A 19,459-nucleotide genomic window follows, 5' to 3' on the forward strand; every position below is an offset into this window, starting at 1 on the left:
CCTAAACCTCGGAACGTGAGCGCGGCACGCCGTGCCTGAAGACGCCGCCCGAAGACGTCCTCCGCCCAGCCCGTGGGACGATGGAGAACGAGATGAACGACATCACCGAAGCCCCGTTGCTCGTCGCCGCACGTGGCGGCAGGCCGTCACGCACCCCGGTCTGGTTCATGCGCCAGGCGGGCCGCTCCCTGCCGGAGTACCGCAAGCTGCGCGAAGGCACCGCGATGCTGGACGCCTGCATGGACCCGGAGATGGTCTGCGAGATCACCTTGCAGCCGGTGCGCCGCCACGACGTGGACGGCGCGATCCTGTTCTCCGACATCGTCGTGCCGCTCAAGGCCGCCGGCGTGGACCTGGACATCGTGCCGGGCACCGGGCCGGTGGTGGCCAAGCCGATCTCGACGGAGTCCGACGTCAAGGCCATCCCGGAGCTGCACGAGGAGCAGGTGCGGCCGGTGGCCGACGCGATCGGGCTGCTCAACGCCGAGCTGGGGGACGTGCCGCTGATCGGCTTCGCCGGCGCGCCGTTCACCCTGGCGTCGTACCTGGTCGAAGGCGGCCCGAGCAAGCACCACGAGCGCACCAAGGCGCTCATGCACGGCGACCCGCACCTGTGGCACGCGCTGCTGGACCGGCTGGCGGGCATCACCGCCGAGTTCCTGCGGGTCCAGGTGCGCGCGGGCGTGAAGGCGGTCCAGCTGTTCGACTCGTGGGCGGGCGCGCTGTCCGAGCGCGACTACCGCGAGTTCGTCCTGCCGCACTCGACGCGGGTGCTCCAGAGCGTCAGCGGCGTGCCGCGCATCCACTTCGGCGTCGGCACGTCCGAGCTGCTGCCCGCGATGCGCGAAGCGGGCGCGGACGTGGTCGGCGTCGACTGGCGCACGCCCCTGGACGTGGCGGTCGAGCGGCTGGAGCGGGCCGCGCCCGACCTGCCGAAGCCGGTGGTGCAGGGCAACCTGGACCCGGCGCTGCTGTTCGCGGGCCTGCCCGCGCTGGAACGCGAGATCGAGCGCATCAAGCGCGAGGGCCGCGCCGCCGCCGGGCACATCTTCAACCTCGGCCACGGCGTGCTGCCCGACACCGACCCGGACGTGATCACCCGGGCCGTCGAGCTGGTGCACCGGGCCGCATGAGCGCGCCGCGGGTGGCGGTGGTCGGCGGCGGGATCTCCGGTCTCGCCGCCGCGCACCGCCTGCGCCTGCTGCTCGGTCCGCGGGCCGAGATCACCGTCATCGAGCAGGCCGACCGGCTGGGCGGCAAGCTGCGCACCGGCGAGGTCGGCGGGCGCGCCTACGACGTGGGCGCGGAGGCATTCCTGCACCGTCGTCCCGAGGCCGCCGGGCTGGTCGCCGAGGTGGGTCTGGCCGGCCAACTGGTCCACCCGACGGCCGCGAGGGCGAGCATCCACGCCGCCGGCGACACCCGGCCGATCCCCGCGCACACCCTGATGGGTGTCCCCGCGTCGGTCGACGCCGTGCGCGAGGTGCTGTCGCACGAGGGCCTGCGCCGGGTCGCCGCCGAACGCGACCTGCCGCCGATCCGGCTGGACGGCGCGGACGTGTCGGTGGGCGCGCTGCTGCGCGAGCGGTTCGGCCCCGAGGTGGCAGATCGCCTGGTCGGGCCGCTGCTGGGCGGTGTCTACGCGGGCCGGACCGACGTGCTCGGGCTGCGCGCGACCATGCCGCAGCTGGCCGCCGCGCTGGACTCCGGCGCCGGCTCGCTGCTGGCCGCCGCCGCGGCCACCGTGCCCGCGCCACCCCGACCGGGTGTCACCCGACCGCCGGTCTTCGGCGCGTTGCGCGACGGCATGGCGACGTTGGTCGAGCGCCTGGCGGAGTCGGCCGAGATCCGGCTCGGCCTGCCGGTGCGCGCCCTGGTCCGCCGCGAGCACGGCTGGCGGCTGGAGATCGGCTCCGCCGCCGCGCCGACGCACCTGGACGTGGACGGCGTGGTGCTCGCCGTGCCCGCGCCCGCCGCGCGCAAGCTGCTCGCCGACGTCGCGCCCGCCGCGGCCCGCCGCTACGCCGAGGTCGAGCTGGCGTCGATGGCGGTGGTCGCGCTGGCCCTGCCGCCCGGCACCGAGCTGCCCGAGCGGTCCGGCGTGCTGCTGGCGGAGGACGAGCGGGCCGCCGACGGCGTGCCGTTCACCGCGAAGGCGTTCACCTTCTCCAGCCGCAAGTGGGCGCACCTGGCCGGCGAGCCGGTGCTGGTGCGCGGCAGCGTCGGCAGGCACGGCGAGGCGCACCTGTTGCAGCGCGACGACGACGAGCTGGTCGCGGCCGTCCGGCACGACCTGCGCGAGCTGACGGGCGTCACGGCCCAGCCGATCGACGCCGTGGTCACCCGCTGGGGCGGCGGCCTGCCCCAGTACGGCGTCGGCCACCTGGACGTCGTGCGGGACATCGAGGACGCGGTCTCCGAGCTGCCCGGCCTGGCCGTGGCGGGCGCCACGCTGCACGGCGTCGGCATCCCCGCGTGCATCGCGACGGGGGACGCCGCCGCCGCGCGGGTCGCCGCCCACGTCGCCCGGGAGAGCTCCGACACAGCGTCCGGCGAGGTCGTCGGGCGAGCGCGGTGAGAGGATTGGGGCCATGGCCCGCCTGAACTACAACGAACTCAACGACACCATCCGCTACACCATGTGGTCGGTCTTCCGGGTGGAGCCCGGTCGCCTGCCCGACGACCGCGGCCCGGCCGCCGCCGAGGCGCAGGAGTACCTGGACGGCCTCGAGTCCAAGGGCGTCGTGGTGCGCGGCGTGTACGACGTGGCGGGCCTGCGCGCGGACGCCGACTACATGATCTGGTGGCACGCCGAGGAGATCGAGCAGGTCCAGCAGGCCTACTCCGGGTTCCGCCGCACCGCCGTGGGCCGCGTGTCCACCCCGGTGTGGAGCCAGGTCGCGCTGCACCGGCCCGCCGAGTTCAACCGCAGCCACATCCCGGCGTTCCTGGCGGGCGAGGAAGCGCGCAAGTACGTGTGCGTGTACCCGTTCGTGCGGTCCTACGAGTGGTACCTGCTGCCGGAGGAGGACCGCCGCCGCATGCTCGCCGACCACGGCAAGGAGGCGCGGGACTACCCGGACGTGCGGGCGAACACGGTCGCGTCGTTCGCGCTGGGCGACTACGAGTGGATGCTGGCGTTCGAGGCCGACGAGCTGCACCGCATCGTCGACCTCATGCGGCACCTGCGCGGCACGGAGGCTCGTCGCCACGTGCGCGAGGAGGTCCCGTTCTACACCGGGACCCGCGTGCCGGCCGCCGAGCTGGTCACGAACCTGCCGTAAGGGCGGCGACGACGCGCTTGGCGTGGGCGCTGCCGACGTGCGCGCCGAACGTGCCGAGCACGATCCACGAGCCGTCCCGGAAGACCAGGCCGAACCGTCCCCGCGCGACCAGCCGGGGACGGCGCCTGGCCGCCACCACGACGTCGCGCGGCATCGCCCAGGTCACGGTCATCCGGTCGTCGGCGTTGACCAGGGCGACGACCCGCTGCGCCGTCACGGCGAAGAAGCTGTGCCCGGTCAGGACCGCTTCGAGCTGCCTGGCCAAGGAACCGACCGGGCCGTAGCACGTGCGCCCGCCGATCCAGCTCTCCGGGAAGTCGCCGGGCAGGTCGAGCGACGGCGACGCGAACGCCACCCCGCCGACACCGGCCAACGCCTTGCCGACCCAGCCCTTCGGCTCCGGCACGGCCCGGTCCACCCGGTCGACGACACGGCCCGCGGGCGTGGTCCAGAAGTCCGGTTCGGCCCCGCCGCGCGCGCCGTAGGCCACGCCGACGGACGTGATCGCGAGCAGGGCCTCACCGGGGGCCAACGCGCGCCGCGCGTCGTCCCCCCACACCTTCAGGTCGTCGACCAGCGGCATCAGTCGTCGTCGGTGGCGTAGTCGTAGACGTCCTTGCCCATGTTGAACAGGCCACCCGCCGGTCCGCCCGGCACGGATTCGCCCAGGGCCTGGCCCAGCGGGATGCGGACCGGGGCGGTGTAGATCGACTTGGCGACGCCGAGCGCGATGCCTTCCTTGCTGAACGTGCCCGCGGCCTTCTTCAGCGCCTTGATCGCCTTCAGGCCCGCCTTGTACGCCTTGGCGGCCTCGGCCAGCTTGCGGAGCATGTTCGACAGCTTCATCAGCAGGTCGGCCAGCTTCTTCACGATCTTGAAGACCTTGCCGAGGGTGGCGGCGGCCTTGGCGGCGGCGGCTGCGGCGCCCGCGGCCAGCGACGCGCCGAAGCTGACCACCGAGAGCGCGAGGCTCACCAGCAGGTCGGTCACCAGCATCATGATCAGGTCGATGACGAGGTCGATGATCAGGTTCGCCGAGTCGACGCAGCCCTTCGCGGCCTCGACCAGCATCCCGGACGTGTCCTGCACGTTCTGGGCGAGCTGGTCGATCTGCTCCTCGATCTCGGTCAGCCTGCCGTTGAACTTGTCCGCCGCCGGGCCCTGCCACACGCCGCTCACGGTCTGCCGCGCGCTCGCCTCGTCGGACACGATCGCGCGGATGTCGGTGGCGGCCTTCTCCCACGCGTCGGCCGCGCGGATCAGGTCGTCCGGATCGCCCGCGACCCAGTCGATGGCTTCCAGGAACGGGTTGAGCAACGGCCGGATGATGCCCTGGATCGGACCGGGGCAGCCGTTGAGGAAAGTCTCGATCTTGTTGTTGACCTCGACGGTCGTGCTGGGACTCATCCGCCCACCTTCGGAATCGTCAGCCCTTCGAGGCCTTGGACGATGTCGGTGAGGATCTCTCCGATTCCGCCGTCGACGCCCTCGTAGTCCTCGGCGGTGTCGCGCACCGATTCGGCGATGTCCCGCATGGCCTCGGCGCATTCCTTGAGATCGTTCATGGTCGAGGTCACGCGTTCCTCGTACGAGGCGTGGACGTCGCCGCTGGACGGCATCTTGCCGAACGACTCGCGGCCGACCTTCGCGGCCTCCAGAGCGGCCATGACCTGGTCGAACCGGTCGCCCCGGCGGACCGACGTGCCCGCGAACTCCCGGATGCCGTCGAGCCTGACGTCGAACTTCGCCGTCATCGCGCCACCTCCCAATACCGATCCCTCCGACGGTCGCGACCACGCCGTGGTTCCACCGGATCGCGAATTGTGCCGCCGTTCGGTGCACTAGCCTGCGGCAGACAGTAGTACAGCGGATCGAGGGCGCGATGCGAGAAGATCTCGAACAGAAGCTGGCGCGGATCACCGAACTCGCCGAGCGGAAACAGCAGCAGGCCGATGAACTGCAAGGTCAGCTGGCGGGATTGCGGGTGACCAGGAAGTCCGGTGACGGGCTGCTGACCGCGACCGTGACCGCGAACGGCCAACTGGTCGACCTGCGCATCGACGACCGGGCCCTGCGCAACGGCCGCGAGCTGGCGGCGAACCTGCTGAACCTCGTGTTCCAGGCGTCGGCGGAGGCGTCGCAGCAGGTGCAGGCGCTGGCCGCGCCGCTGCTGGAGGACAGCTCGATCGACCCGTCCGAGCTGGGCCTCGGCCCGACGCCGCCCGTGACGCCGGGGATGCCCGGACCCGGTGGCCCGGGCGCGCAGGGCCCTCAGCAGTACCAGGAGCCGCCCCAGACGTTCCAGCAGCCGGTGCGGAACCACCCGCAGCCGCCGCCTCCTCCGCAGCCGTTCCAGCAGCAACCGCCGCCGCCCGCGCGCCGGCCACCCGTGGACGACGAGCCGGAGGACGGCGGCTCGATCTTCCGCAAGGACACGTGGTGACACGGGCGGAGGGGCGCCCGACCTCGGACGCCCCTCCGCACCGGTCCGCCGCTACTTGGTGAGCCGGTAGGCCCGGATCACCGAGTGTTCGAACGTGTTGCCCTTGCTGTCGGAGCCCTTGGCGCGCAAGGAGGCGAAGCCTGCTTGGTCGGCGTTGCGCACGAGTGCCGCGCCACCGACGACGGGGACCTTGGACCACGTCTTGCCGTCGTCGAAGGAGACGTCGACCTCGACCTTGCGCACGCGGCCGTTGTCGGCGCCCTGCTGCTGCTCCACGGTCAGCGGGATGCGCAGCAGACGTCCGGCGGGCGTGCCGCCGTCCGCGTCGAGCTTGGGGGCGAACCGCACCACCGAGATCGGCAGCTTGCGGATCTCGCCGGTGGGCGTGGTGTCCGAGCGGAACGTCCACGCGCCGGTGACCCGGGTGCTCAGCTCGGAGATGCCCGGCGCCCGGACGTAGTCGACCTCCGCGCGGTAGTCCGCCGCGCCACCGGGCACGGTGAACTGCCCGCCCGGCTCCGGGACCTCGCCGATCTTGGTCCCGTCGCGGTAGAGCGCGGTGCGCGCGGTTTGGTGGCGTGATCCGCCCAGGTTGTTCGCGCCGTCGTTGAGCAACGGCACGTCCACGAGGAGGTGGTCGCCGACCCGGGCGAGGTACTCGAACCGGGACACAGGCAGTCCGGGACCGTAGACCGGGAAGTTGAAGCGCTCCTCGCCGCGCTGGCCCGGCCGGTAGGTGCGGTCGGGCGCCGTGTAGTTCGAGACGAAGTCGGACACGCCCTGGATCTGGTTGAACTGCCAGATCCAGGTGAGGTCGGCGGTGGTGACGTAGTCGACCGCCGCGCCGCCCGGCTTCACCCGGAAGTGCGTCGACCAGCCACCGGAGCCGCTGGGACCGACGGCGTTGCCGCCGTGGATGAACTCGTCGGCGGCGGGGCCGGGGCCGAACTTCGTCCGCACCTCGGCCAGCTCGCCCTTGGCGGGCGCGCGGTCGAAGCCGGTGGGCGCCCGGCCGTGCTCGATCCACGCGAACCGGTAGGCGACGTGCGCGCCGTCCACCGGCTTGCCCTCGTACTGGGCGCTGATCATGACTTCGAGCTGGTCGGCGGGCAGCGCCGGGCCGCTGTGGCCGATCGTCAGGTGTTCCGGGAACCCCTCGAAGAACGCCACGCCGGACCCGCTCCGCCGGTTCCCGAGCGTGCGGGTGACGCCGATGTCGCCGATCACCGCCACCGCGTCCGGCTCGGGCGGCGTGACCTTGAGGGGTTTGGCGGTGCGGGCGTCGAACGTGAGGGAGACGTCGCGGGTGACCGTCAGCGAGGGGTGCGGCAGCACGGCGAGCCTGCCGTCCGCCGGGTCACCGGTGGTCACCATGGCGGACACCAGGTACTCGCCCTTGGGCAGGCGGGTGGTCACGGTGTTGTCGGTGTCCTCCAGGAACGTGAACGTGTCGTTGTCCAGGCCCATCACCACGCCGCTGTACTGGGTGGGCGCCGCGCCGTCGGCGTCGAGGAACGTCGCGTCGACCCCGTAGCTCTCGACCTCGCGCTCGACGGCCACCGGCGTGCGCAGGACGTCACCGGCGACCACCGTGCCGGAGAACGCGCCGTCCGCCGTGCCGACCCTGGTGTCCGCGGTGACGGTCACCTTGGCCTCACCGCCGGCGGGAACGGTGACGGTGGCCGGACTGACGGTGAACATGCCCGCAGGCGCGGGCTTGCCGTCCGGGCCCTTGGCGTCGACCGACACCGGGAAGGTGACCGGCTCGGTCCCGCTGTTGCGGTAGGTCAGGTCCTTGGTGACCGGGGTGTCGTCGGTGTGCGGCCACTGCTGGACGCCCATGGACAGGCTCACTGGGTCCGTGGTGACCGTGGTGGTGATGGCCTTCGCCAGGTCGACCCGGCCCGCGCCCTGGTCGAACGCGGTGAGTGCCGGGTTGTTCTTGGCCGAGGCCATGAGCGCGGCTTTGATCTGGGCTCCGGTCCAGTCGGGGTGCTGCTGGGCGATCAACGCCGCGGCGCCCGCCACGTGCGGTGTGGCCATGGAAGTCCCGGACAGCGCCACGTGGTTCTCGTCCACGGGCGTGCCGATGCTGCCGGTGGCGGCCTTCGCCGCGACGATGTCCACGCCCGGCGCGGTGATGTCGGGTTTGACGGCGCCGTCGCCCACGCGCGGGCCGCGGCTGGAGAAGTACGCGATGCTGTCGTCCCGCTCGACCGCGCCCACGGTGAGCGCGGCGTCCGCGCTGCCGGGTGAGCCGACGGTGCCGGGACGGCCCGAGTTGCCCGCGGCGATCACGAACAGCGTGCCGCTCTGGGCGGACAGCGTGTTCACGGCTTCTTCCAGCGGGTCGAGCGTCGGCGAGTCACCGCCGCCCAGGCTCAGGTTGACCACGTCGGCGCCCTGGTCGACGGCCCACTGCATGCCGCCGAGGATCCACGACTCGGCGCAGCCCTGGAGGACGCACACCTTGCCGTCGAGGATCTCCGCGTCCGGCGCGACACCCTTGTACTTGGGCCCGTTGCTCGCGATGGTCGCGGCGACGTGCGTGCCGTGGCCGTCGACGTCGGTGGCGTCGGGGTCTTCGGTGAAGTTCCGCTCCGCGACCTCCTTGCCCGCCAGGTCGGGGTGCGCGCCGTCGACGCCGCCGTCGAGGACCGCGACCTTGACGCCCTTGCCGGTGTGCCCGGCCTGCCACGCCGTGGGCGCGCCGATCTGGGCGGTGGAGCGGTCGAGGTTCGGCTGGCGCAGGCCGTCGAGCCAGACCTTCTTCACCCCGGGATCGTTCACGAGGGCCTGGAACGTTGTGGTGGCGTCGGATTTCGCGGTGTTCGCGGCGACCGCGCCCACGGTGGGCAGCGCGCGGGTGACCTGGACGCCGGCCCGCGGTTGGTCGCCGGTGATGATCAGCGGCAGGGTGTCGCGCTTGGCGTCGTCGTAGCCGGACTCGACCAGCCCGGTCACGTCGAACAGGCGCAGGTCGAGCTTGCCCTTGGCGACGGCGGCGAGCGCGTCGGCCGGCACGACGTGCAACCGGCCGTCGCGGTGGAACGTGTGGAAGACGACGTCTTCGCGGCCGGGACCGGGCCGTAACGAGCGGGACGTGGGTCCGTTCAACAGCACCTTGTCGCCCGTGATGAGGGTGACGGTCGCGCCGGCCGTTTGGTCGTGCCGTTGTTCCGGTGTCGCGGCGGCAACCCCCGTTGCCGTGCCCGCGACGAGTCCGGCCGCGAGGACGGTGGTGGCCCACCCGATCCAGTGCCTTCGTGATCTCGACGTCAACGCAGATACCTCCCGAATCTGGTTGTCGCGCGGCGGAAACGCGCGCAGTCGGAAGGCACCGCCGGCCCACGGTGGCGGCGGAGTACCGGAACAGTCGAAGCCCCCCAACGACTTCGACGCTATCCACCCGTCAGGGTGAGGGCAGCGTCTCTTGGTGGGAAGTTCACCACTCGGACGGGGCAACAGGCGGTCACTCAACGTCGGTGAAGCGAGAGAGGGAGCATCCGATCGAGCGAATGCCCCCTCTCGTCACGCGATCTTGCTCAGCCGACCCGGTAAGCCCGGATCACGGTGTGCTCGAACGTGTTGCCCTTGCTGTCGGAGCCCTTGGCGCGCAAGGAGGCGAAGCCTGCTTGGTCGGCGTTGCGGACGAGTGCCGCGCCGCCGACGACGGGGACCTTGGACCACGTCTTGCCGTCGTCGAAGGAGACGTCGACCTCGACCTTGCGGACGCGGCCGTTGTCGGCGCCCTGCTGCTGGTCCACGGTCAGCGGGATGCGGAGCACGCGGCCCGCGGGCGTGCCGCCGTCCGCGTCGAGCCGGGGCGTGAACCGCACCACCGACAGCGGGAGCCGGTGAACCTGGTCGCCGGGCACGGTCCCGGAGCGGAACGTCCACGCGCCGGTGACCCGGGTGCTCAGGTCGGAGACCCCGGGCGCGCGGACGTAGTCCACTTCGACCTCGTACCCGGCAGGGTCGGCGGGCACGGGGAAGAACCCGCCCGGTTGCGTGGTCTCGCCGATCTTCTGCCCGTCGCGGTAGAGCGTGGTGCGGGACGACTCGGCGGCGGCTCCGCCCAGGTGGTTCTCGGCGTCGTTGAGCAGCGGGATCTGCACCACGAGCTGGTCGCCGAGCCTGCCCAGGTAGTCGAACCGGGTCGGCGGCAGGCCGGGACCGTACACGGGGAAGCCGAACCGCTCCTGGTGCGTGCGGCCGTTGCGGTAAGCGCTGTCCTCGAGCGAGTAGTCGGCCACGGAACGGCCCTCGGCGGTGAGCTGCGTGGCCAGCCAGCGCCAGCGGAAGCCGTCCGCGGTGATGTAGTCGACCGCGTCGCCGCCCTCGGGCACGATGAACAGCACGCCGAGCGGGCTGGAGCCGTCGGGTGCGATGGCCGCGCCGCCGTGGGCGTAGCGGTGACCCGCCGGCGCCGGGCCGAACGTCGTCCGCACCTCGGCCAGGTCGCTCTTGGCGGGCGCGCGGACGAAGCCGGTGGGCACCCGGCCCTGCTCGAACCACGCGAACCGGAAGCGGACCGCGGTCTGGCCGACCGGCGTGCCGACCGTCTGGGTCGCGACCAGGAACGAGAGCTGGTCGTCCGGCAGGTCCGGGCCGAGGCCGCCGACCGTGACGCCCTCGGGCAACCCCTCGGTGAACAGCGAACGCGCCCCGACGTGCGCGTCCTGGTACCGGCGGGCGATGGTGACCTCGGCGAGCACCGTCGTCGGGTCCGGGTCGGGTGTGGTGATCTTGAGCGGCTTGGTGGCGCGGGCGTCGAAGGCGATCGTGGTCGAGCCGGTCACGGCGAGGCTGGGCTGCGCGAGGATGGCGACCCGGCCGTCCTGGGGGTCGCCCGTGGTGACCTCGACGTGGGCGAAGTACTCGCCCTTGGGCAGGCGGGTGGTGATGGTGTCGTCGGTGTCGGCCAGGAGCGTGAGCGTGTCGTTGTCCAGGCCGATCACGATGCCGCTGTACCGGGTGGGCGCCGCGCCGTCGGCGTCGACGAACGTCGTGGTGACGTCGTAGCTCTCGACCTCGCGGTCCACGCTCACCGGCGTGCGCAGCACGTCGCCCGCGACCACCGCGCCGGCGAACACGCCGTCGACCGTGCCGATCCTCGTGTCGGCGGTGACGGTCACCGTCGCCTCACCGCCGGCGGGGACGGTGACGGTGGCCGGGGTGACGGTGACCATGCCGGCGGGCGCGGGCTTGCCGTCCTGGCCCTTGACGTCGACCGACACGTCGAACGTGACCGCCGCCGTGCCGCTGTTGCGGTAGGTGACGTCTTTGGTGACCGGGGTGTCGTCGGTGTGCGGCCACGGCTGGAAGCCCAGGGCGAGGTTGGCCGGCTCGGACGTGACCGTCGTGGTGATGGCCTTGGTGAGGTCGACGCGTCCGGTGCCCTGGTCGAACGCGGTGAGCGCCGGGTTGTTCTTGGCCGACGCCATGAGCGCGGCCTTGATCCCGCCGCGCCCGCGACGTGCGGCGAGGCCATCGAAGTGCCCGACACGGCGACGTGGCCGTCACCGACCGGCACGCCGATGCTGCCGGTGGCGGCCTTCGCCGCGACGATGTCCACGCCCGGAGCCGTGATGTCCGGTTTGACGGCGCCGTCGCCGAGGCGCGGGCCGCGACTGGAGAACTCGGCGATGCCGTCCTGCCGGTCCACCGCGCCCACGGTGAGCGCGGCGTCGGCGCTGCCGGGCGAGCCGACGGTGCCGGGACGACCCGAGTTGCCCGCGGCGATCACGAACAGCGTGCCGCTCTGGGCGGACAGCGTGTTCACGGCCTCTTCCAGCGGATCGAGCCCCGGGGTGTCGGTGCCGCCCAGGCTCACGTTGATCACGTCCGCGCCCTGGTCGACCGCCCACTGCATCCCGGCGAGGATCCAGGACTCGGAGCAGTCGAGGGAGCAGACCTTGCCGTCGAGGATCCGCGCGTCCGGCGCGACGCCCCGGTACTTCTCGCCGGCGCTCGCGATCGTGGCGGCGACGTGCGTGCCGTGGCCGACCCGGTCGGTCGTGTCCGGGTCGTCGGTGAAGTTGCGCTCGGCGACCTCCTGACCGGCGAGGTCGGGGTGCGTCTGGTCGACGCCGCTGTCCAGCACGGCGACCTTGACGCCTTGGCCGGTGTACCCGGCCTGCCAGGCGGTGGGCGCGCCGATCTGGGCGACGGAGCGGTCCAGGCTGGGCTTGCGGATGCCGTCCAGCCAGACCTTCTTCACCCCGGGATCGCCGGAACGTCGCGGCGGCTTCGGATTTCGCCGTCCGCGCGGCCACCGCGCCCACGGTGGGCAGCGCGCGGGTGACCTGGACGCCGGCGCGCGGCTGGTGACCGGTGATGATCAGCGGCACGGTGTCGCGGCGCGCGTCGTCGTAACCCGCCTCGACCAGCCCGGTCACGTCGAACAGGCGCAGGTCCAGCTTGCCGTTCGCGAGGGCCGGGAAGGCGTCGCGCGGCACGACGTGCAACCGGCCGTCGCGGTGGAACGCGTGGAAGCCGACCTGGCCGCGGCCCGGACCGGCCTCGACCGAGACGACCGCCGTGCCGTCGAGCACCACCCGGTCACCCGTGATCAGGGTGAGGGTCGTGCCGGTGGCGTCGCGGTGCGTCGAGCCCGGCGTCGCGCCGGCCACCCCCGTGGCCGTGGCGGCGACGAGCCCGGCCGCGGCCACCGCGGCCACGGCGACCCGTCGTGATCTGGCGGTCAACACAGATTGCCTCCCGAATCCGGTGGTGCGCGGTGAAAACGCGCAGTCGGAAGGCGCCGCTGACCCGCGGCGGCGGTGATCGTGCCCGGATAAGTCGAAGCCCCCCAACGCTTTCGACGCTATCCGAGAAGGGGGCACCCGCGGGTGCGAATGCCCCTCCCGCCTAACCGATCTTGTACGCCCGGATCACGGTGTGCTCGAACGTGTTGCCGTCGCGGTCCGCGCCCTTGACGCGCAGCGACGCGTGCCCGGCGGTGGCGGGGTTGCGCACGAAGGCGGTGCGCCCGACCACGGCCGCCGACGACCACGACTTGCCGTCGTCGAACGACACCTCGACCTGGACCCGGTCGACCCGGCCGTTGGCCGCACCCTGCTGCTGCTCGACCACGAGCGGCACGCGCAGCACCCGGCCCGCGGGCGCGACGCCGTTCGCGCCGAGGTCGGGGGTGAACCGGACCACGGTCAACGGCAGCGGCACGAACACGTCACCCGGCACGGTGTCCGAGCGGAACGTCCACGCGCCGCTGACGGCGGTGGAGAACTCCGAGACGCCCGGCGTGCGCACGGCCTCCGTTTCGACGCGGAAGTTCGCCGCGCCCGGCGGCACGGCGAACCGGCCGCCGCCCGGCGTGGCCGACTCGCCGACCACGGTCCCGTTGCGCAGCAACGTGGTCCGCGCCGACGACGTCACCGACTGGCCGAGGTTGCCGTCGCCGTCGCCGAACAGCGGCAGCGAGAAGCCGACCACGTCGCCCGCCCGTGCCAGGTACGGGAACGGGGATTTGGGCATGGCCGGCCCGAACACCGGGCGGTTGAACCGCTCGTGGTACGTGCGCCCCGCCTGGTGGGTGCGCCACGGCGATTCGAGCACCGCCTCGATCCCGTCCGCCCCGAACTGCGCGAGCGACCACACCCACTCGACGCCGGACGGTGTGGTGGCGTAGTCGAGGGACCGGCCCGGCGCGGTCACCGGGGTCTCCACGGCGAGACCGCCCAGCCCGCCGGGCAGCACGGGGAAGCCGGCGTAGCGGTGCTCCTTGCCCGCCGGACCGGCGGCGAACTCGGACCGCACCTCGGCCAGGTCCCGCCTGGTCGGCGCGCGGACCAGGCCGGTGGGCACCTTGCCGTGCTCCGCGAACGACAACCGGTAGGTCACCGGCGTCGTGCCGACCGGTGTGCCCGCGGCCTGCGTGCTCACCATCACGGACACGTCGGCGGCGGGCAGCTCGGGGCCGAGGTGCGCGATCGACACGGTGCGGAAGCCGCCCGCGAACACCGCGCCGATGGCGGTCACCAGCTCGCCGTCCCGGCTGCGGCTGATCAGCAGGTCGCCGAACTCGGGCTCCGCCTTCGGGTCGGGGAACGTGATGGCGATCGGCTTCGCCTTCCGCGCGTCCACGGTGACCGTGGTGGTGTCGCGGCTGACGCGCAGGCTCGGCATCGGCAGCACGGCGCTGTTCGTGCCTCCGGTCAGCACCTCGCCCACGAACAGGTACTCGCCCACGGGCAGCCGGGCGGTGGCCTTCCCGGCCGTGCCGCTCGGCACCACGAACTTGTCGTTGTCGAGGCCGAGGACGAACGCGAAGTAGTCGGCCGCGGGGTTGCCCTCCGCGTCGATGAAGTCGAACGTGACGTCGTAGCTCTCGACCTCGCGGTTCACGCCCACCGGCACGCGCAGCGCGACGCCGCCGCCCGAGGCGACGACCGTGCCGCTGTACGCGCCGTCCACGGTCGCCGCCTTGGTGTCGGCGGTGACCGTGGCCTTGGCCTCGCCACCCGCGGGCACGGTGACCGTGGCCGGGCTGACGGTGAACACGCCGGCCGGCACGGGCGCGCCGCCGGGGCCCTTGGCGTCGATCGTGAGGTCCAGCGTGACCGGCTGCGCGCCGGCGTTGCGGACGGTGAACTCCTTGCTGGTGGCGACGTCGTCGTCGTGCGGCCACTCCTGCAGGCCGAGTGCGAGCGACGGCGGGTCGGCGGTCACCGTGGTGGTGATGGCCTTGGTGAGGTCGACGCGTCCGGTGCCCTGGTCGAACGCGGTGAGCGCCGGGTTGTTCTTGGCCGACGCCATGAGCGCGGCCTTGATCCCGGTCCAGTCGGGGTGCTGTTGGGCGATCAACGCCGCCGCTCCCGCCACGTGCGGTGTGGCCATGGACGTGCCGGACACGGCGACGTGCTTGTCGCCCACCGGTGTGCCGATCTGGCCGGTGCTGGACTTCGCCGCGACGATGTCCACGCCGGGCGCGGTGATGTCCGGCCTCGGCGCGCCGTCACCCACGCGGGGGCCGCGGCTGGAGAAGCCCGCGATGCTGTCGTCCCGCTCGACCGCGCCGACGGCGAGCGCCGCGTCCGCGCTGGCCGGCGAGCTGAGCGTCTCGGGGCCGCCGGAGTTGCCCGCCGCGACCACGAACAGCGTGCCGGTCCGCGCCGACAGCGTCTCGATGGCCTGCTCCAGCGGGTCGACGTCCGGGGTGTCCGTGCCGCCCAGGCTCATGTTGATCACGTCCGCGCCCTGGTCGGCGGCCCACTGCATGCCGTCGACGATCCAGGACTCGGCGCAGCTCAACGAGCACACCTTGCCGTCGAGGATCTGCGCGTCCGGCGCCACGCCCCGGTACTTCTCGCCGGCGCTCGCGACCGTCGCGGCGACGTGCGTGCCGTGGCCGACCAGGTCGCTGTTGTCCGGGTCCTCGCTGAAGTTGCGCTCGGCGATCTCGCGGCCGACCAGGTCGGGGTGCGTCTGGTCGACGCCGCTGTCGAGCACGGCGACCTTGACGCCTTGGCCGGTGAGTCCGGCCTGCCAGGCGGTGGGCGCGCCGATCTGGGCGACGGAGCGGTCCAGGCTGGGCTTGCGGATGCCGTCCAGCCAGACCTTCTTCACCCCGGGATCGAGGCCTCGGAACGCCGCCGCGGTGTCGGCTTTCGCGGTCCGCGCGGCCACCGAACCGATGGTGGGCAGCGCGCGGGTGACCTGGACGTCGGCGGTGCGCGGCTGGTCGCCGGTGATGATCAGCGGCACGGTGTCGCGGCGCGCGTCGTCGTAGCCCGCGTCCACGAGGCCGGTGACGTCGAACAGGCGCAGGTCCAGCTTGCCGTCGGCGAGCGGCCGGGCCACGTCGCGCGGGATGACGTGCAGGTGGCCGGCACGCAGGAACCGGTGGAACGTGATGCCGTCGCGGTCCCGGCCCGGCGTGACCGACAGGAGCGTGCCACCGGCGACGACGACCCTGTCGCCGGTGACGAGGGTGACGGTGTGCCGCTCGCCGCCGGCGCGTCCCGGCGGTGGCGGTGCGGGTGAGGCGATCGCCGTCGCGGTGCCGGCGGCCAGTCCGACCGCCAGCAGCGCGGCCCCCCAGACGACACCACGTGATCTCGGATTCAACGCAGATACCTCCCGAATCTGGTTGAGCGCGTTGCGGAACGCGCCTGCGGGAGGCGGAACGAGCTGCGGTGAACCGAAACGACGTCGCCCCCCGACACGGTCGACGCTAGCCAGTCGGGGGACGGGATTCAGCGGCCCAACGTGGTGCGTGCGGGCGGCCGGGCAGCCCAACGGGCGTTGGTCGCCGGGAGGGGCGCCCGAAGGTCGCGGACGCCCCTCCCGAGCCCGTCAAGCGATCTTGTACGCCCGGATCACGGTGTGCTCCAAGGCGTTGCCGTCGCTGTCGGTCGCCTTCACCCGCACCGAGCCGTAACCGGCCGCGTTCGGGTTCGCGATGGTGGCGACGTTCCCCGACACCGGCGCCGCGGTCCACGTCGCGCCGTCGTCGAACGACACCTCGACGTCGACCCGGTCGACCCGGCCGTTGACCGCGCCGTCCTGCTGCTGCACGGTCAGCGGCACGCGCAGGGCCTGGCCCTTCGGCGCCGCGCCGCTCGCGTCCAGCTCCGGCGTGAACCGCACCACCGACAGCGGCAGCGGCACGTACCGGTCACTGGTCGCGGTGTCCGAGCGGAACGTCCACGCGGCGCTCACCTTCGTGGCGAACTCCGACGTGCCGGCCGCCCGCACCGCGTCGGTCTCCACCCGGTAGGCCGCCGCGCCCGCGGGCACCTCGAACAGGCCGTTCGCCGCGTACGACGTCTCACCGACCTTCGTCCCGTCGCGCAGCAACGTGGTCCGGGCCGACGACACCGCCGCGTTGCCACCGTTGCCCGCCCGGTCGGTGAACAGCGGCACGGCGAAGCTGATCTCGTTGCCGCTGCGCGCCAGGTACGGCGACCGCGACTCGGGCAGCGCGGGGGAGAACACCGGGTCGTTGAACCGCTCGTCGTGCGTGCCGCCCCGCTGGTAGGTGCGCTCCGGCGAGGTCAGCGTCGCCTCGACCACGCCCTCCGCGCCGAACTGCAGGAAGCCCCACGACCACGCCAGGTCCGTGGTGACCCGGTTGACCGCCTCACCGGGCGAGCCCACGTACGGCAGCCACGACCAGCCGCCGACACCGCCCGCGGTGATCGGGTTGCCGCCGTGCCCGAACTGGCGGCCCGCCGGACCGGGACCGAACTTCGTCCGCACCTCGGCCAGCTCCGTCGCGGCCACGTCGCGCACGAACCCGACCGGCATCTTCCCCTGCTGCGTCCAGGCGAACCGGTAGGTCACCGGCTTGTCGCCGTCCGGCGTGCCGCGGAACTGCGCGCCGAGCAACGCGGTCATGTCGCCCGCCGCCAACTCCGGGCCGACGTGCGCGATGGACACGTTCGGGCCGAAACCGCCGAGGAACGCCGTGCTCACGCTGGCCTGCCGGTCGCCGCGGGTGCGCACCATCGTGACGTCGCCCAACGCCTCCTCGGCGCCCGCGTCCGGCGCGGTGATCTTCAACGGCTTGGCCGTGCGAGCGTCGAGCGTCACCGTGGTGTCCGCGGTGACGTTCAGGCCCGGCCGCGGCAGCAGCGCCAGCCGCGTGTCGTCGGTCTGCACGTCGGAGTTGGTGAAGTAGTCGCCCTTCGGCAGCCGCAGCGTGAACGAGCCGTCCGCGTCGTAGGGGAAGGCGAACGTGCCGTTGCTCAGCCCGATGATCGACGTGTAGTAGTCGGCGGCGGGCGCGCCCGAGCCGTCCAGGAAGTCGAACGTCACGTCGTAGCTCTCCACCTCCCGGTTCACGCTGAGCGCGGTGCGCAGCGGTGTCGGACCGCCGGTCGCCACCACCGCGCCCACGTACAGGCCGTCCTGCGTGCCGAGCCGGGTGTCGGCGGTGACCGAGGCCGTCGCCTCGCCGCCCGCCGGCACGGTGACCTTCGCCGGGGACACGCCGATCAGGCCCGCGGGCGCGGTGCCGCCGTCGGGGCCCTTCACCTCGGTGGCCAGCGACAACGTGATCGGCGCGGTGCCGCCGTTGCGGTAGGTCACCGTCTTGGTGATCGGGGTGTCGTCGGTGTGCGGCCACTTCTGCAGGCCCATGGCGAGGCTCGCGGGCTCGGCGGTGACCGAGGTCGTGATGGCCTTGGCCAGGTCGACCCGACCCGCGCCCTGGTCGAACGCGGTGAGCGCCGGGTTGTTCTTCGCCGACGCCACCAGCGCCGCCTTGAGCTGCGCGCCGGTCCAGTCCGGGTGCTGCTGGGCGAGCAACGCCGCCGCGCCCGCCACGTGCGGCGTCGCCATCGACGTGCCCGACATGGCCACGTGCCCGTCGCCGACCGGTGTGCCGACCGTGCCGCTGCTCGACTTCGCGGCGACGATGTCCACGCCCGGAGCGGTGATGTCGGGCTTGACCGCGCCGTCGCCGACGCGGGGTCCCCGGCTGGAGAACGGCGCGATGCCGTCCTGCCGGTCCACCGCGCCCACCGTCAGCGCGGCGTCGGCGCTGCCGGGCGAGCTGATCGTCTCGGGGCGGGAGTTGTTGCCCGCCGCGATCACGAACAGCACGCCGGTCTGCGCGGACAGCGTGTTGACCGCTTCCTCCAACGGGTCCAGCTCGGCCGTGTCGCCGCCGCCGATGCTGATGTTCACGATGTCCGCGCCCTGCTCGGCGGCCCACTGCATGCCCGCCACGATCGCCGACTCCTGGCAGCCGGAGAGCACGCACACCTTGCCGTCCAGCAGGTCCGCGTCCGGCGCGACGCCCTTGTACTTCGCGCCCGAACTGGCGATCGTCGCGGCGACGTGCGTGCCGTGGCCGACGCCGTCGGTGTTGTCCGGGTCGTCGGTGAAGTTCTTCTCCACGACCTCGTGGCCCGCCAGGTCCGGGTGTTCCTGGTCGACGCCGGTGTCCAGCACGGCCACCTTGACGCCCTTGCCGGTGTGCCCGGCCTGCCACGCGGTCGGCGCGCCGATCTGCGCGGTGGAGCGGTCCAGGCTCGGTTGGCGCAACCCGTCCAACCACACCTTGCGCACGCTCGCCCTCGACACGAGCGTGTGCCAGGTGTCCGTCGCCTCGGACTTGACCACCTGCGCGGCGTACGAGCCGACCGCGGGCAGTTGGTGGCCGACGCGCAGGCCGGCGGTCGCCGGCGCCTGCTCGCCGGTCACGATCAGGGGCAGCGTGTCCCGGCTGCCGTCGTCGTAGCCGGACTCGATCAGACCCGTGACGTCGAACAGCCGCGGGTCCAGCTTGCCCTGCGAGACGGCTTTCGCCGCGTCGCGCGGCACGACGTGCAGGTGCCCGTCACGCCGGTAGCTGTGGAACACCGTGCGTTCTCGTCCCGGCGCGGCGACCAGGGCGCTGACCTCGTCACCGAGGAGCACGACCTTGTCGCCGGTGATCAGGGTGACCTCGTGGTGCTCGCCGGTCGTGGGCGGGACGTCCTCCGCGCCCGACACCCCCGGACTGCTCGCCGTGAGGCCCGCCGCGACGAGCACGGCCCCCCACGTCATGCCACGGATGCGTTTGCTCTTCAACTTGTCTCGAACCTCCCGGTGAGTGCCGCGCCTGGCGGGCGCGCGGCCGGAAGGGCTGGCTACCCGCGGTGGCGGCGGATGGACCGGGAGCGACGTCGCCCTTGACGTCACCGACGCTAGAGGCTCCGGGGAGGCTCGACAGCCGCTGATTGGTCGGTACGTTCTTGACCAATTCAGCCGAGTAAAC

12 protein-coding genes are annotated in these 19,459 nt (G+C 72.8%); 5 read left to right on the forward strand and 7 right to left on the reverse strand.

The window, feature by feature from the left end:
* Positions 1–80 precede the first annotated feature (80 nt).
* From hemE to hemQ, 3 genes are read left to right on the forward strand one after another with little or no spacing between them, the layout of a single operon-like run.
* The gene (gene hemE, locus ADK67_RS21090) at positions 81–1,133 is read left to right on the forward strand and encodes a uroporphyrinogen decarboxylase (protein WP_053718180.1); all 1,053 of its coding nucleotides are present in this window, start codon (positions 81–83) and stop codon (positions 1,131–1,133) included.
* Complete coding sequence (gene hemG, locus ADK67_RS21095; RefSeq protein ID WP_053718181.1) at positions 1,130–2,578, forward strand: protoporphyrinogen oxidase; 1,449 nt, start codon at positions 1,130–1,132, stop codon at positions 2,576–2,578. Before hemE ends, hemG begins: the two co-directional genes overlap by 4 nt.
* 13 nt (positions 2,579–2,591) lie before the next feature.
* A complete protein-coding gene (gene hemQ / locus ADK67_RS21100) occupies positions 2,592–3,284 on the forward strand; it encodes a hydrogen peroxide-dependent heme synthase (protein ID WP_053718182.1) in 693 nt (230 codons plus the stop codon).
* Here the strand turns inward: hemQ and ADK67_RS21105 are convergent.
* The 3 genes from ADK67_RS21105 to ADK67_RS52660 are packed head-to-tail and all read right to left on the reverse strand — an operon-like array spanning position 3,268 to position 5,038.
* Positions 3,268–3,867: a hypothetical protein gene (locus ADK67_RS21105; RefSeq protein WP_053718183.1), complete on the reverse strand. Its 600-nt coding sequence runs from the start codon at positions 3,865–3,867 to the stop codon at positions 3,268–3,270. The genes hemQ and ADK67_RS21105 overlap by 17 nt on opposite strands.
* Positions 3,867–4,691 (reverse strand): WXG100 family type VII secretion target, encoded by an 825-nt coding sequence (locus ADK67_RS21110; RefSeq protein ID WP_053718184.1) that lies wholly within the window; start codon positions 4,689–4,691, stop codon positions 3,867–3,869. The genes ADK67_RS21105 and ADK67_RS21110 overlap by 1 nt, the downstream gene beginning before the upstream one ends.
* Positions 4,688–5,038 (reverse strand): hypothetical protein, encoded by a 351-nt coding sequence (locus ADK67_RS52660; RefSeq protein ID WP_053718185.1) that lies wholly within the window; start codon positions 5,036–5,038, stop codon positions 4,688–4,690. The genes ADK67_RS21110 and ADK67_RS52660 overlap by 4 nt, the downstream gene beginning before the upstream one ends.
* Positions 5,039–5,166: 128 nt before the next feature.
* Here ADK67_RS52660 and ADK67_RS21120 point away from each other — a divergent pair, with 128 nt between their 5' ends.
* A complete protein-coding gene (locus ADK67_RS21120) occupies positions 5,167–5,727 on the forward strand; it encodes a YbaB/EbfC family nucleoid-associated protein (protein ID WP_053718186.1) in 561 nt (186 codons plus the stop codon).
* Positions 5,728–5,778: 51 nt separating this feature from the next.
* On the opposite strand, the gene ADK67_RS21125 is transcribed toward ADK67_RS21120, so the two are convergent.
* The gene (locus tag ADK67_RS21125) at positions 5,779–9,009 is read right to left on the reverse strand and encodes a S8 family serine peptidase (RefSeq protein WP_053718187.1); all 3,231 of its coding nucleotides are present in this window, start codon (positions 9,007–9,009) and stop codon (positions 5,779–5,781) included.
* A gap of 1,852 nt (positions 9,010–10,861) precedes the next feature.
* On the reverse strand, positions 10,862–11,950 hold the full coding sequence (locus ADK67_RS53790) for a S8 family serine peptidase (protein WP_231648290.1): 1,089 nt from the start codon (positions 11,948–11,950) through the stop codon (positions 10,862–10,864).
* Between ADK67_RS53790 and ADK67_RS53795 the strand changes: the two genes are divergently transcribed.
* Positions 11,925–12,425, forward strand: a complete 501-nt coding sequence (locus ADK67_RS53795; protein WP_231648291.1) for a hypothetical protein — start codon at positions 11,925–11,927, stop codon at positions 12,423–12,425. The genes ADK67_RS53790 and ADK67_RS53795 overlap by 26 nt on opposite strands.
* Before the next feature lie 175 nt (positions 12,426–12,600).
* Here the strand turns inward: ADK67_RS53795 and ADK67_RS21145 are convergent, their stop codons facing one another.
* On the reverse strand, positions 12,601–15,819 hold the full coding sequence (locus ADK67_RS21145) for a S8 family serine peptidase (RefSeq protein ID WP_053718191.1): 3,219 nt from the start codon (positions 15,817–15,819) through the stop codon (positions 12,601–12,603).
* A 228-nt stretch (positions 15,820–16,047) separates the two neighbouring features.
* Positions 16,048–19,248 carry a S8 family serine peptidase gene (locus ADK67_RS21150; RefSeq protein WP_053718192.1) on the reverse strand — a complete coding sequence of 1,067 codons (3,201 nt, stop codon included), beginning with the start codon at positions 19,246–19,248 and terminating at the stop codon, positions 16,048–16,050.
* Positions 19,249–19,459: the final 211 nt, after the last annotated feature.

Source organism: Saccharothrix sp. NRRL B-16348 (assembly GCF_001280085.1).
Classification (GTDB): domain Bacteria; phylum Actinomycetota; class Actinomycetes; order Mycobacteriales; family Pseudonocardiaceae; genus Actinosynnema.

Bases quoted from the DNA above. Each gene is read 5' to 3' on its own strand.
- ADK67_RS21105 (WP_053718183.1), bottom strand. From the start codon at position 3,867: ATGCCGCTGGTCGACGACCTGAAGGTGTGGGGGGACGACGCGCGGCGC.
- ADK67_RS21110 (WP_053718184.1), bottom strand. From the start codon at position 4,691: ATGAGTCCCAGCACGACCGTCGAGGTCAACAACAAGATCGAGACTTTC.
- ADK67_RS52660 (WP_053718185.1), bottom strand. From the start codon at position 5,038: ATGACGGCGAAGTTCGACGTCAGGCTCGACGGCATCCGGGAGTTCGCG.
- hemG (WP_053718181.1), top strand. From the start codon at position 1,130: ATGAGCGCGCCGCGGGTGGCGGTGGTCGGCGGCGGGATCTCCGGTCTC.
- ADK67_RS21150 (WP_053718192.1), bottom strand. From the start codon at position 19,248: ATGACGTGGGGGGCCGTGCTCGTCGCGGCGGGCCTCACGGCGAGCAGT.
- ADK67_RS53795 (WP_231648291.1), top strand. From the start codon at position 11,925: ATGCCGTCCAGCCAGACCTTCTTCACCCCGGGATCGCCGGAACGTCGC.
- hemQ (WP_053718182.1), top strand. From the start codon at position 2,592: ATGGCCCGCCTGAACTACAACGAACTCAACGACACCATCCGCTACACC.
- hemE (WP_053718180.1), top strand. From the start codon at position 81: ATGGAGAACGAGATGAACGACATCACCGAAGCCCCGTTGCTCGTCGCC.
- ADK67_RS21120 (WP_053718186.1), top strand. From the start codon at position 5,167: ATGCGAGAAGATCTCGAACAGAAGCTGGCGCGGATCACCGAACTCGCC.